The organism is Citrobacter sp. Cpo045 (assembly GCF_030332875.1).
GTDB classification, from domain to species: Bacteria; Pseudomonadota; Gammaproteobacteria; order Enterobacterales; family Enterobacteriaceae; genus Citrobacter; species Citrobacter portucalensis.
Genome location: NZ_JAOWGZ010000096.1, coordinates 504,784 through 518,567 on the forward strand (window position 1 = coordinate 504,784; position 13,784 = coordinate 518,567).

A 13,784-nucleotide genomic window follows, 5' to 3' on the forward strand; every position below is an offset into this window, starting at 1 on the left:
TTTAACCGACGCTGTGCTCAAGACTTATGGCGAGAAGTTTTTGCGCTTCCACGGCAAACTCCAGCGGCAGTTCAGAGAACACGTCTTTACAGAAACCATTCACGATCATCGAAATGGCATCCTCTTCACTGATGCCGCGCTGCAGGCAGTAAAACAACTGGTCTTCACCAATACGCGACGTGGTGGCTTCATGTTCAAGCTGGGCGCTATTGTTACGACACTCCACATACGGGAAGGTGTGTGCCCCACAATCCGCACCGATCAACATCGAGTCGCATTGGGTATAGTTGCGGGCGTTAGTAGCGGTCGGCATGATTTTCACTAAGCCGCGATAACTGTTCTGGCTGTGTCCGGCGGAGATCCCTTTCGAGATAATGGTCGATTTGGTGTTTTTGCCAATGTGGATCATTTTGGTGCCGGTATCGGCCTGCTGATGTCCACTGGTCAGCGCGACGGAGTAGAATTCGCCGATCGAGTTGTCGCCACGCAAAATGCAGCTTGGGTATTTCCAGGTAATGGCCGAGCCGGTTTCCGACTGCGTCCACGACATTTTGCTGTTTTCGCCTTCGCAGAGTGCGCGCTTGGTGACGAAATTCAAAATACCGCCCGTATTGCCATCGCCGGGAAACCAGTTTTGCACCGTGGAGTATTTCACTTCGGCATCTTTGTGAATGATGACTTCCACCACCGCCGCGTGTAGTTGGTAACTGTCGCGCACCGGGGCTGAACAGCCTTCGATATAGCTGACGTAGCTGCCCTCATCCGCAACCAGAATGGTGCGTTCAAACTGCCCGGTTTTTTCCGCATTGATACGGAAATAGGTCGACAGCTCCATTGGGCAACGTACGCCTTTCGGTACATAAATAAACGTGCCGTCAGATGCCACCGCCGCATTCAGCGCGGCAAAGAAATTGTCATTGCCGGGGACAACCGTGCCCAGGTACTGTTTTACCAGCTCAGGATGATCGTGAATGGCCTCACCGAACGAACAGAAAATAATGCCCTGTTCCGCCAGTTTGTCGCGATAGGTGGTCGCTACCGATACCGAGTCGAAAATAGCATCAACCGCCACTTCTTTGCCTTCACGTACCGGCACGCCAAGCTGTTCGAATGCGTCCTCAACCTCTTTGCTTAAAAATGCATTCGCGCCCGTTTGCTGTACCGCTCCCGGTTCGGACGCACAGGTTTCATCGCAGTTCCCGCAGGAAGGTGCGGAGTAATAGCTGTACTCCTGATAATTCAGTTTGTCGTAATGCGCTTTAAGCCAGTGTGGTTCTTCCATGGTCAGCCACGCTTTAAAGGCATTCAGGCGAAATTCCAGCATCCAGTCGGGTTCATTTCGTTTTGCCGAAATCGCGCGCACGACATCTTCATTGATCCCTTTTGCCAGCTCATCGGTTTGCAGTTGGGTGAAGAAGCCCTCTTTGTAATTAAGGTGCCCGCCAGCCCAGGTGTTGACATCGTCAGTTGCTTCAGTATTACGAGACATAGTACCGCCTATACCCCAAAACTTTCGCCACAGCCGCATTCGTTCTGGGCTTTCGGGTTATGAAATTTAAATAACTGGTTTAATCCTTCGCGAACGAAATCGACTTCTGTGCCGTCAATGAACGGCATCGCCTGCAACGGCACATAAAGTCTGGCGCCCTCCGTTTCAAACAGCAGATCGTCTTTTTCGGGTTGGCGGACGGTATCCAGCACGTAACCGAATCCCGCGCACCCTGTTTGCTTCACACCTAAACGCACACCCAACATGTCAGGTTGCTTTGCCACCAGTTCACGGATATGCGCCGCAGCCGCTGGCGTTAACGTCAGCCCACGCCAGGCAAAATCGTCCGGGTTAAATGTTCCTGAATGCAATTCCATAGAGTTACCTCGAGTCACTAGCTTTTAAGCTATAACACCATGTTAGTGATAATGATTATCACTTCAACCCCTCAACAGCAGGGGCATTCGGGTTAATCGCCCTTTTTGACTACTTTTACTAAGCATAGACCCTGCAGCGAGGGTTTACAGGGATGGATTATTTTGTTCAATGCATTGATTAATAATGGATTATGAAAATCCAATCGTTCAGTCAGGTCAAATGACAAAAGATGTATAGAAAATGTCTATTTAAGGGATAGGTGGGGATGAAGGTAGGGAAAAACAATTCAAATAATAAACAAACAACAAAAAACCCTTAAGTCTGCTTGTTGGCAGGCTTAAGGGTTCCGGCCCCATCCGGCGCTTATCTCCGGCACTCATATTGGCTTAGCTCTTGAAGGGGCGATAAGAAGAATCTCATACACCGATTAGTTTTTTTTAACACTAATTGCGGTTTGACTCTTTTATAAACGCGTTCAATCACATATTTAACGCTGTGCCTCACTGAGCGTGTCCAGCAGCAGGCGTAGCCCTGCGGGTTGATGTTCACGCGAAAGGTATAAACCATAAATCGGCAGGCACTTAGGTTGAAGTTCTGGCAGTAATCGAATTAGCTTTCCCTGCGCCAGCCCTTCCTGCGCCTCCAGCTCTGGCACCAACGCGATCCCCATTCCGGCCACCGCCGACTCGCAGAGCAGCGAAGAGATCCCTGCACTCAAATTCCCTTTGATTGCAACGGAGACAGGCTGCCCCTGAGGATCCAAAAAGTGCCAGGATTGTCCGGCAAAACCGCTGTAGTACAGGCAATTGTGCCGTGTGAGATCGTCGATTGTCTCAGGCGTGCCATGATGATGCAGATAATCTGCAGACGCGCAAAGCACCGATTTACAGTCGCCCAACCGACGGGCAATAGTCCCTGGCTCTGGATTATCCGTTATGCGGATCGCCACATCGATGCGTTCCCCCACAAGGCTTACCGGTTGATTATTGATCTCCACCTCAATACGTAATTGCGGATATTGCGCCATAAACGTCGGCAGAACCGGAGCAAGAATATGCATCGCGGTAAAATGGGCGCAGGCTACACGTAGCGTGCCGGAGGGAATTTGCGCGGCACTGGCGGCACCAATATCCAGCGAAAGTTGCGCCAGAGAACGTGTTTTCACTAATGCCTCTTCACCCGCTGGCGTGATCGTCAAGCGACGCGATGAGCGATGGATAAGCCTTGCGCCTGCCCATTTTTCCATCTCGTCGAGATAACGACTGACCATCGGACGGGAAAGCCCCAACGCACGCGCGGCTGCGCTCAGGCTACCCAAATCACAGATATGGTTGAATACCGTTGCCGCCATCACTCTGTCCATTGTTCCCATCCGATCGTTTTATGAAACTCAGCATGTCCTAATGAGGGAATTCTAACAGATCCGAATATCCTTAAAATACGGGAACTATCAAAAGACAATTTCCTGCACAAGGTTACCTGGTATGAAAGTTAAAACTCTGGCTCTGCTGTTACCTCTGTTTGCGTCTTCAGCTTTCGCCGCGCCGCTACAGCTGGACGTCTATAATCCACAGGATAAGGCTATTTTCCCGGTTTCTTCGACGCTGGTGTCTGGCCCAAAAGAGGCGATTTTGTTTGACGCCCAGTTCAGTACCAAAGATGGCGAACAACTGGTGCAAATGATTCGAGCCAGCGGTAAAACGCTGAAGGCTATTGTGATCACCTCCGGCGATCCGGATTTCTATTTTGGTTTGCAGCCCATCGTTGAGGCCTTCCCACAGGTAAAAGTCCTGGCAACGCCGCAGGTGGTAGACCATATCCGCGCCACCAAAGAGGCCAAGCTGCAGTTCTGGGGCCCGCAAATGAAGGACGGCGCACCAACATCGCTCACCGTTCCGCAGGCGACTACGCAAACGCAGTTCACGGTTGATGACGAAACGCTGGAACTGCGTCACGCCAACGATTATGCAGCGTATATCTGGATCCCGGCGAATCGAGCCATTATTGGCGGCACAGGCGTGGCTTCAGGTATTCACGTCTGGACGGCGGATACACAGTCTGAACAACAACGTAGTGCATGGCGTAGCGTACTGAGCGAAATGCAGAGCTTACAGCCCACTCAGGTGGTACCGGGTCATTACATTGGCGACCGCCCAACCGGTGATAAAGCTATTCGCTTCACCCAGGACTATTTGCAGTCGTTTGAGCAGGCGCTAGGGGCGAAAAAAGGATCGGGTTATGTGATTAAAACCATGACGGCAGCATGGCCAGGCCTTGCAGACGTAAGCTCGCTGGAACTAAGTGCAAAAGTTAACAGCGGCGAGATGAAGTGGTAATGAAGATTTAAGGCAAAAAATAACCCCGAACGCGTGTCGGGGTTTCGTTACGATAAGCATACCGGAATCAATGAACGCCCATGCGCCAGGCAAAATAGATCTCTTCTTTCAGTTCAGTGGAAGAGAGCGCCAACAGATCTGCAAACTCCAGCTCAAGCTGTTTCAGCCTTTTCAGGTACTGAGCCGGTGAAAGATCGGTTTTATCACGACGTAAAAATTCTATTGCCAGTTGGGCAGGGTCTAATTGGGTAGACATATCATCCTCGCTTGTGTTCAAAACCTGCACAGTATAACACCATTCCCTGTGCAGATAATGACCAAAAGCAATATGCATCACAAAATTGCGGTCGTCAGACGCGACGTGCAGCACAATCGACCCTGCTCATCGAAGATTTCTATTTGCCACACCTGGTGACGAGAACCTGTATGTAACGCGCGACATACGCCCCTGACGAGCCCTTCCCGTGCAGAACGGATATGGTTGGCGTTGATCTCCAGGCCCACCACTTTCTGCTCACCCTGAGTACACAAGTAGCCAGCTACCGAACCAATGCTTTCCGCCAGCACCACGGATGCGCCGCCGTGTAACAACCCAAAGGGTTGTTTGGTGCGATGGTCCACCGGCATCGTAGCTTCCAGCGTATCGTCGCCAATGTGCACAAAACGAATATCGAGCAACCCAACCATATTTCCTTCACCCATGGCATTGAGCGCCTCGAGTGTGACTTCACGTTTCCAGATCATCCTATAATCTCCAGCAGTGCCTGTAATGGGTGGCGAACGCCCGTACCTTCAACGCGTTTAACCTGGCTGCGACAGGAGTACCCTGTAGCCAGACAACGGTTACGTGGCAATCGTTGCATTGCCTGGTGCCATGATAACTCATAGATACCCAATGAGTTTTGGTGATTCTTCACTTCGTGACCGTAAGTGCCAGCCATACCACAGCACCCCACGCTGACGTTCTCCAACTTTGCGCCAAAGCGAGCAAAAATAGTCGCCCACTGTGCAGACGCGCCCGGCAAAGCCGTCACTTCGGTACAGTGGCCAAAGAAGTACCACGGTTCACCGCCAACAGCGACTGACTGCTGTGTTTCCACAGCTTTAGATAACCATTCGTTGGCCAGCAGCACATGGAAATCACCCCGCTGTTCTCCCAGCACCAGCTTGTATTCATCGCGATAACAAAGCACCAGCGCCGGATCAACACCCACCATCGGAATATTCAGCTTCGCTACCCGGTTAAGAAACTCGGATGTCTTTTTCGCCGTTTTGGCAAAACGGTTTAAAAAGCCTTTAATGTGCTGCGCCTTGCCGTTTGGCGAAAACGGCAGCAGTACCGGCTGCATACCCAGTTTTTCTACCAGACGTATAAAATCAGCCACCACCTGCGCATCGTAATAGCTGGTGAACGGATCCTGTACCACCAGCACCGTGCGGGCTTTTTGCTCGAGGCTGAGTAATTCGAGCTGTTCCAGCGTCATGTTGGCAGAACGATGCCCCACCAGTTGGCGTTGCAGCGACGGCGCAGACAATAGCGGTAAATCAACCATTCCAATGTGCTTTTTAGCCAGATTTCGCACCAGCGGCTGATTGATGAAGAAGTTAAACGTTTTAGGCGCCCGCGCCATTAGCGGTGCATAGCTCTCAACGGTCGCCACCATATGATCGCGCAACGGGCGCAGATAACGCGTGTGGTACAGTTGCAGGAAGCGTGAGCGGAACTCCGGCACATCAATTTTAATCGGACACTGTGTGGAACAGGCTTTACACGCCAGGCAACCTGACATCGCCTCTTTTACTTCGTGCGAGAAATCGTATTCACCCTTGCGTGCATGCCAGCTGTTGCGGGTACGGGTAATCAGCGTGCGTAAACTGGCGCGTTTTTCCGGTAGTTCTTTTTCCAGTTGCACAGGATCGATCCCGCGATCGGCCAACAGACGCAGCCATTCACGTACCAGCGTAGCTCGCCCTTTCGGAGAATGGATACGGTTAAGGCTGATTTTCATCGACGGACACATGGGGCTTTTCGCATCGAAGTTAAAGCATAACCCGTTGCCATTACACTCCATTGCCCCACGCCACTCCTGGCGTACGGCCAGCGGGATTTGACGGTCATACGTTCCGCGTTTCACCGCGTCCACTTTCATCATCGGCGCATCAACGTCTTCCGGTGGACAGATTTTGCCGGGGTTGAGCCGGTTTTGCGGATCAAACACCGATTTCACTTTGCGCAGTTCACGATACAGTTCATCACCGAAAAACGCCGGACTGTATTCCGCACGAAAACCTTTCCCGTGCTCACCCCACAACAAACCGCCATATTTTGCCGTCAGCGCGACGACATCATCAGAAATGCGTTTCATCAGCACTTCCTGCTGCGGGTCGCACATATCTAAAGCCGGCCTGACGTGCAGCACGCCAGCATCCACGTGGCCGAACATGCCGTAACTCAGACCATGGCTGTCGAGCAGCGCGCGAAACTCGGCAATATAGTCAGCCAGATGCTCCGGAGGAACGCAGGTATCCTCGGCGAACGGAATTGGCTTCGCAGAACCTTTTGCATTGCCCAGCAGACCGACAGCCTTTTTGCGCATGGCGTAAATTCGTTCGACGCCCGCCAGTTCAGTACATAGCTGCCAGCCAATAACGCCCGCTTCCTGACGAGCGATTAACCCATCCAGGCGTTCGCAGAGTGCGCTGACCTGCGAATTAATCAAGGTTTCATCGTCACCGGCAAACTCGACAATATTCAGGCCCAGCATCTCTTTATCCGCTACATCGGTAATCAGTTCGCTTACCGAGTGCCAGACGATGTCTTCACGCGCCAGATTGAGTACTTTGGAGTCGACGGTTTCTACCGACAATGCGCGCGCTTCCACCATCACCGGCGCGTTACGCAACGCCGAATCAAACGAATCGTACTTAACGTTAACCAACTGTCTGACTTTGGGCAGTGGCGTGATATCAAGGCGGGCTTCGGTGATAAACGCCAGCGTACCTTCAGAGCCGGTAAGAATGCGGGTTAAATCAAATTCGGTCATCTCATCGTTAAAGACGTGCCGCAGATCGTAACCCGTCAGGAAGCGATTAAGTTTCGGGAATTTATCCATGATCAGCTGTCGGTTATCGCGACAACGCTCATAAACGGTCTTATAGATACGGCCAATCGTGGTATTGCTGTTACCCAACGTTTGGGCAAGCTCGACCGGCATGGGCTGGGTATCCAGAATATCACCGCCCATCAGCACCGCACGGATGCCCAACACATGATCGGAAGTTTTACCGTAAACCAACGATCCTTGCCCGGACGCATCGGTGTTGATCATCCCGCCGAGCGTTGCCCGGTTACTGGTGGATAATTCCGGGGCAAAGAAATAGCCATATGGCTTCAGAAACTGGTTAAGCTGGTCTTTTATCACCCCGGCTTCTACCCGCACCCAACCTTCTTGCGGGTTGATTTCAATAATGCGGCTCATATAGCGGGACATATCAACAATAATGCCCTGGTTCAGCGCCTGACCGTTAGTCCCGGTGCCGCCGCCGCGCGGGGTAAAAATCAACGAAGAGAATAGCGGTTCTGCCGCCAGACGGGCGATTAGCGCCACATCTGCGGTTGAACGAGGGAAAACGACAGCATCAGGAAGCAGCTGATAAATACTGTTATCCGTCGACATTGTCAGACGATCGGCATAGCTCGTTGCCGTATCACCCGTGAATCCTTGCTGCTCCAGCGCCTGCAAAAAATTGAGCACCAGTTGAACGACACCTGGCGCCTGAGAAATTTGTGGAATCATTATAGTGACCCTTTCCTGCGGTCTGTGTTGTGAATTTAATCGTTTGCGTGTTGCTTTGTTTGTTGTATCACATTTTTTTCTAATACGCTCAGCAGATTTACAGGCAGAATCCGCCTGTTCAAAACCGCTGAAATTGCTCATCATTATAGAGTGTGATTAACGTGTTCACGTCGCGTCAACGTTCTGGCGCAAAGACAAAGGTGAAAAGTATTTATGGTAAATTTCCGTCAGCCCAGGGATATTGCACAAGTGCTGCTATCGGTGCTGTTTTTAGCCATCCTGATTGTGGCCTGTCTCTGGATTGTGCAACCCTTTATCCTCGGTTTTGCCTGGGCAGGCACGATTGTCATTGCGACCTGGCCTATCCTGCTACGCTTACAAAAATTGCTCTGGGGACGTCGTTCACTTGCCGTACTGGTGATGACACTGCTGTTAGTGCTGTTGTTCATCATCCCTATCGCGCTGCTGGTTAACAGTATCGTCGATGGCAGTGGGCCGCTGATCCATGCCGTAACCGCAGGTGATATGACGCTACCGGATCTGGCATGGTTGAACAGCATTCCACTGGTGGGTGCCAAAATGTATGGCGCATGGCACAGTTTACTGGATATGGGCGGTTCGGCCATTATGGCCAAGGTTCGTCCTTATATCGGTACCACCACCACCTGGTTTGTCGGTCAGGCCGCGCATATCGGCCGCTTTATGATGCACTGTGGTCTGATGCTGCTGTTCAGTGCCCTGTTGTACTGGCGCGGTGAACAGGTCGCATTAGGTATTCGTCACTTCGCCTGCCGTCTTGCCTCTAAACGTGGCGATGCTGCCATTCTGCTGGCCGCGCAAGCCATTCGCGCCGTCGCATTGGGCGTTGTGGTCACCGCTCTGGTGCAGGCAGTGCTCGGGGGTATTGGTCTGGCGGTAACCGGCGTGCCTTACGCCACGCTGCTGGCGGTATTGATGATCCTGTCTTGTCTGGTGCAACTGGGGCCGTTGCCAGTGCTGATTCCGGCCATTATCTGGCTATACTGGACGGGGGATTCCACCTGGGGCACAGTGCTGCTGGTGTGGAGCGGCGTGGTCGGAACACTGGATAACGTAATTCGACCAATGCTGATTCGTATGGGGGCTGATTTGCCACTGATCCTGATTCTCTCCGGGGTCATCGGCGGACTGATTGCCTTCGGCATGATTGGTCTGTTTATCGGTCCAGTAGTGCTGGCCGTTTCCTGGCGTCTGTTCTCCGCCTGGGTAAACGAAGCCCCTGCGCCAGGTACCAATCCGGATGAAATCCTCGAAGATATTGCTGAAATCGAACGCAATAAGTAATCCAACATCAGGCGGCAACGCCGCCTGATTGTTTAACAATACTAATCAATCCACCCTCTTGCGGGATTAGACCCAACCTCGTCCTTCTTTAAATAATCATTTGTGTCGCAAATTCTTTACAGTTTTTAAACTATTGAGATGAATCTGATCGACGTAAAAAATCACTATGCCTACTATTAGCCCATGGCTTTAGATCAACACATTGATTTATAAGCATGGAAATCCCCTGAGTGAAACAACGAATTGCTGTGTGTAGTCTTTGCCCATCTCCCACGGTGGGCTTTTTTTTGTCCTTCGCGCGCCACTCCACCAACCTTAACGCACCAACACATTATCTTCCCCGTCAAGGAACAAATAATATTGCACAAAATACTGTGACTCTCTTCAAGCAGAAATATCCACAGCAATGTTATTACTATTCCACCGTCTTTTATGAAGTGACCAAATAATGAACGCATTAGAACTACAGGCGATCCGCCATATTTTTGCCATGACGGTGGAAGAAAGCGCCAGGTATATCGCGCGCGATAACAATGTTGCCGCCTGGCAGCAATGGGAAAAGGGTGAAAGAGAAATTCCAGAAGACATCATCCGCATTTGTTCAGAAATGAAAGCAAGGAGGAAGTTAAGAATTAATGCAATTATCGACAAAATAAATAATCGTATCGGTAATAACACCATGCGTTTTTTCCCCGATCTGAACGCTTTTCAGGCGGTTTATCACCACGATAGTTTTCTCGACTGGAAAATCTATCAGTCGGCTGCCGTTGAACTCTATGCTCACGATCTCGAGCGTATGTGTTAAGAGATTGCAACGCCATACCTATTTAGCCTCTTCGCTGAGTAACACATTATGAAAAACACCTATTTCTCCACTGCGATAGGGCTGTACCTAAATTACCTGGTGCACGGCATGGGGGTCATTCTGATGAGCCTCAATATGTCTTCGCTGGAACAACAGTGGCAAACCAATGCTGCGGGCGTCTCGATTGTTATTTCCTCACTCGGTATCGGCCGCTTAAGCGTTTTATTAGTGGCAGGGATGCTTTCCGATCGCTACGGTCGCAGACCATTTATCATCCTTGGTATGACCTGCTACATGATTTTCTTTATTGGCATCATCAATACTCACAGTATTTTTCTTGCCTATGCTTTTGGTTTTTTAGCAGGAATGGCAAACAGTTTTCTCGATGCCGGAACCTATCCCAGCCTGATGGAGGCATTCCCCCGCTCCCCCAGCACAGCCAATATTTTGATAAAAGCCTTCGTCTCCAGCGGTCAGTTCCTGCTGCCGATGATCATCAGCCTGCTGGTGTGGAGCGAACTTTGGTTTGGCTGGTCCTTCCTGCTGGCGGCTGCCGTTATGATACTCAACGGCGTGTTTTTGTTTCGCTGTCGGTTTCCGCCACATCCCGGGCCTCATACCGTCATCCGGGCACAACCTGCTGAACGAGAAACCGCACAACCTGAACATCGTTGCTCCCTGCTCGACCTTGCCAGTTACACCCTATACGGCTACATCGCAATGGCAACATTTTACCTGGTAAGCCAGTGGCTGGCGCAATACGGACAGTTTGTCGCAGGAATGTCCTATACGTTATCTATCAAACTGTTAAGCATTTATACCTGCGGCTCTCTACTGTGCGTGCTGATCACCGCCCCGCTGGCGCGAAAAGCAGAACGCGCGACATCGATGCTGATGCTGTATACGTTTATCTCATTTGCCGCACTGTTGATGGTTTGTCTGCATCCGACACCCTACGTGGTCATTATCTTTGCGTTTGTCATCGGTTTTTCTTCCGCTGGGGGCGTTGTGCAAATCGGTTTAACGCTCATGGCCGCACGCTTTCCGCATGCGAAGGGCAAAGCGACCGGGATTTACTACAGCGCGGGCAGCATTGCGACCTTCACCATTCCATTGATAACAGCAAAACTCTCAGAAACCAGTATTGCTCACATCATGTGGTTTGATACTGGTATAGCCGCTGTTGGGTTCCTGTTGGCGTTGTTTATTGGTTATCGCAGCCACATCGCGTCAAAGCATCAGCTAAAAATGATACAAGCCGTAGAATAGCGTGGATGCAATATTGTTCCCCCCTTCTGCAAAATAATTGGCATATGTTTTAAAACATCAACAAAACACCGGCTGGCAGAGTTCAATTTCACAGTGTGTTATGCAATATACCTGGTAACTTAAACGCCATGCTATGTAGGCTCTGTGGCTGCTGCCCGGTATATTAATTACAAGGTCGCCGCAATTTAAACAATATCGACGAGCACAGAACAATTTTAAAATCCGCAAGGAGTTGTGAAAATGTCTCAAAGCAAGACCTTTAATACGCCATTTCTTTTGGCGATAACCTGTATTTATTTAAGTTATTTCCTACACGGCATTAGCGTCATTACACTGGCGCAAAATATGACCTCTCTTGCAGAAAAGTTTTCCACCGACAATGCAGGAATTGCCTATTTAATTTCAGGCATTGGTCTGGGGCGACTAGTGAGCATCTTATTCTTTGGCGTGCTCTCAGATAAATTTGGTCGTCGGGCTATCATTCTGTTAGGGGCTATTCTTTATATACTGTTCTTCTTCGGTATTCCCGCCAGCCCTAATCTGATGATTGCCTTTATTCTGGCCGTTTGCGTTGGCGTGGCAAACTCGGCACTGGATACCGGTGGGTACCCGGCGTTAATGGAATGCTTCCCTAAAGCCTCTGGCTCAGCCGTTATCCTGGTGAAAGCTATGGTCTCGTTTGGGCAGATGATCTACCCCATCGTCGTCAGCACCATGCTGCTCAACCATATCTGGTACGGTTATGCGGTCATTATCCCGGGAGCGTTGTTTGTAGTCATTACCCTGATGCTGCTAAAAAGTCGTTTCCCCAGCCAGATGGTGGATGCCGGCATCGCGAAAGATCTGCCACAGATGAACAGTAAACCATTGGTCTGGCTGGAAGGTGTGGCATCCGTCATGTTTGGTGTTGCTGCCTTTTCGACTTTTTACGTCATCGTGGTCTGGATGCCGAAATATGCGATGGCCTTTGCCGGTATGGCAGAATCCGACGCACTGAAAACAATCTCTTACTACAGTATGGGGTCGTTGGTCTGCGTATTTATCTTTGCCGCACTGTTGAAAAAATGGGTACGACCTATTTGGGCAAACGTATTTAACGCCGGACTGGCAACCATCACCGCAGCCGTCATTTATTTATACCCATCTCCGCTGGTATGTAACGCAGGTTCATTTCTCATTGGATTCTCTGCCGCTGGCGGTATTTTACAGCTCGGTGTCTCGGTGATGTCAGAGTTCTTTCCCAAGAGCAAAGCCAAAGTCACCAGTATTTATATGATGATGGGTGGCGTAGCCAACTTTATTATCCCATTAATCACCGGATACCTCTCTAACATTGGTCTGCAATACATTATTTTGCTGGACCTTGCATTTGCTCTGTTGGCTTTTGTCACCGCCATCATCGTCTTTATTCGTTACTACCGCGTATTTGATATCCCCAAAAATGATGTGCGGTTGGGCGAGCGTTATTTTCAATAAATTGTTTAGAAGGAGTATTAAATGGACGTAACTGCAAAATATGAACTGATTGGTTTGATGGCCTACCCTATCAGACACAGTCTGTCGCCTGAAATGCAAAATAAGGCATTAGAAAAAGCGGGATTGCCATTCACTTACATGGCATTTGAAGTTGATAACTCAACGTTTGCTAATGCCATTGCCGGGCTGAAGGCCTTAAAGATGCGGGGTACCGGGGTCTCAATGCCCAACAAGCAGCTGGCATGTGAGTATGTTGATGAATTAACGCCTGCAGCCAAGCTGGTCGGCGCAATTAACACTATCGTCAATGATGATGGTTACCTGCGTGGTTACAATACCGATGGCACGGGCCATATTCGTGCAATTAAGGAAAGTGGTTTCGATATCAAAGGTAAAACCATGGTACTGTTGGGCGCAGGCGGTGCGTCGACGGCCATTGGTGCACAGGCAGCGATTGAAGGCATCAAAGAAATTAAACTCTTTAACCGCCAGGATGAGTTTTTTGCCAAAGCGCAGGAGTTTGCCAAACGCGTCAATGAAAACACCGACTGCGTGGTCACCGTTATCGATCTCGCCGATCGCCAGGCTTTTGCTGACGCACTTGCCAGCGCAGATATTTTGACCAACGGCACTAAAGTCGGCATGAAGCCGCTGGAAAATGAATCTCTCGTGACCGACGCTTCCCTGCTGCGTCCGGAACTGCTGGTAACCGAATGCGTCTACAACCCGCATATGACCAAATTATTGCAGCAGGCACAAAGTGCTGGTTGCAAAACAATTGATGGTTACGGCATGTTGTTGTGGCAAGGGGCTGAACAGTTCAAGCTCTGGACCGGGAAAGATTTCCCACTGGAGTATGTGAAACAGGTTATGGGTTTTGCCGCCTGACAGGCAAGCATTTGTACAATAGT

The 13,784-nt window shown here is 50.3% G+C and carries 12 protein-coding genes and 1 other RNA gene; 7 read left to right on the top strand and 6 right to left on the bottom strand.

From position 1 onward, the window contains the following. Window position 1: 1 nt before the first annotated feature. The 3 genes from sufB to OGY13_RS14060 all read right to left on the bottom strand — a co-directional run bounded on the left by sufB (window position 2) and on the right by OGY13_RS14060 (window position 3,230). Window positions 2–1,489 (bottom strand): Fe-S cluster assembly protein SufB, encoded by a 1,488-nt coding sequence (gene sufB, locus OGY13_RS14050; protein ID WP_020996440.1) that lies wholly within the window; start codon window positions 1,487–1,489, stop codon window positions 2–4. Window positions 1,490–1,497: 8 nt separating this feature from the next. Further along, window positions 1,498–1,866, bottom strand: coding sequence for a Fe-S cluster assembly scaffold SufA (gene sufA / locus OGY13_RS14055; protein WP_003832645.1), 369 nt, complete (start codon window positions 1,864–1,866; stop codon window positions 1,498–1,500). Between the two features lie 488 nt (window positions 1,867–2,354). Next, window positions 2,355–3,230: a LysR family transcriptional regulator gene (locus OGY13_RS14060; protein WP_213752892.1), complete on the bottom strand. Its 876-nt coding sequence runs from the start codon at window positions 3,228–3,230 to the stop codon at window positions 2,355–2,357. A 121-nt stretch (window positions 3,231–3,351) separates the two neighbouring features. Here OGY13_RS14060 and OGY13_RS14065 point away from each other — a divergent pair, with 121 nt between their 5' ends. Beyond that, window positions 3,352–4,203, top strand: coding sequence for a Vmh family MBL fold metallo-hydrolase (locus tag OGY13_RS14065; RefSeq protein WP_032943195.1), 852 nt, complete (start codon window positions 3,352–3,354; stop codon window positions 4,201–4,203). 67 nt (window positions 4,204–4,270) lie between these two features. Here OGY13_RS14065 and OGY13_RS14070 read toward each other — a convergent pair whose 3' ends face one another. The 3 genes from OGY13_RS14070 to ydiJ all read right to left on the bottom strand — a co-directional run bounded on the left by OGY13_RS14070 (window position 4,271) and on the right by ydiJ (window position 8,000). Next, window positions 4,271–4,459, bottom strand: coding sequence for a YdiH family protein (locus tag OGY13_RS14070; protein ID WP_003030540.1), 189 nt, complete (start codon window positions 4,457–4,459; stop codon window positions 4,271–4,273). Between the two features lie 77 nt (window positions 4,460–4,536). Then, a complete protein-coding gene (gene menI / locus OGY13_RS14075; RefSeq protein WP_008784603.1) occupies window positions 4,537–4,947 on the bottom strand; it encodes a 1,4-dihydroxy-2-naphthoyl-CoA hydrolase in 411 nt (136 codons plus the stop codon). Next, window positions 4,944–8,000: a D-2-hydroxyglutarate dehydrogenase YdiJ gene (gene ydiJ / locus OGY13_RS14080; protein WP_103014615.1), complete on the bottom strand. Its 3,057-nt coding sequence runs from the start codon at window positions 7,998–8,000 to the stop codon at window positions 4,944–4,946. Before ydiJ ends, menI begins: the two co-directional genes overlap by 4 nt. Before the next feature lie 213 nt (window positions 8,001–8,213). Here ydiJ and ydiK point away from each other — a divergent pair, with 213 nt between their 5' ends. The 6 genes from ydiK (at window position 8,214) to ydiB (ending at window position 13,761) form a co-directional block, all read left to right on the top strand. After that, the gene (gene ydiK, locus OGY13_RS14085; RefSeq protein ID WP_213752893.1) at window positions 8,214–9,323 is read left to right on the top strand and encodes an AI-2E family transporter YdiK; all 1,110 of its coding nucleotides are present in this window, start codon (window positions 8,214–8,216) and stop codon (window positions 9,321–9,323) included. A gap of 183 nt (window positions 9,324–9,506) precedes the next feature. After that, an RNA gene (rprA, locus tag OGY13_RS14090) (antisense sRNA RprA) lies at window positions 9,507–9,614 on the top strand. 157 nt (window positions 9,615–9,771) lie between these two features. Further along, window positions 9,772–10,128: a YdiL family protein gene (locus OGY13_RS14095; protein WP_128316675.1), complete on the top strand. Its 357-nt coding sequence runs from the start codon at window positions 9,772–9,774 to the stop codon at window positions 10,126–10,128. Between the two features lie 48 nt (window positions 10,129–10,176). Next, window positions 10,177–11,397, top strand: a complete 1,221-nt coding sequence (locus OGY13_RS14100; RefSeq protein ID WP_008784600.1) for an MFS transporter — start codon at window positions 10,177–10,179, stop codon at window positions 11,395–11,397. 240 nt (window positions 11,398–11,637) lie between these two features. Beyond that, the gene (locus OGY13_RS14105) at window positions 11,638–12,873 is read left to right on the top strand and encodes an MFS transporter (RefSeq protein ID WP_032943180.1); all 1,236 of its coding nucleotides are present in this window, start codon (window positions 11,638–11,640) and stop codon (window positions 12,871–12,873) included. Window positions 12,874–12,894: 21 nt separating this feature from the next. Beyond that, the gene (gene ydiB / locus OGY13_RS14110; protein ID WP_003836604.1) at window positions 12,895–13,761 is read left to right on the top strand and encodes a quinate/shikimate dehydrogenase; all 867 of its coding nucleotides are present in this window, start codon (window positions 12,895–12,897) and stop codon (window positions 13,759–13,761) included. Window positions 13,762–13,784: the final 23 nt, after the last annotated feature.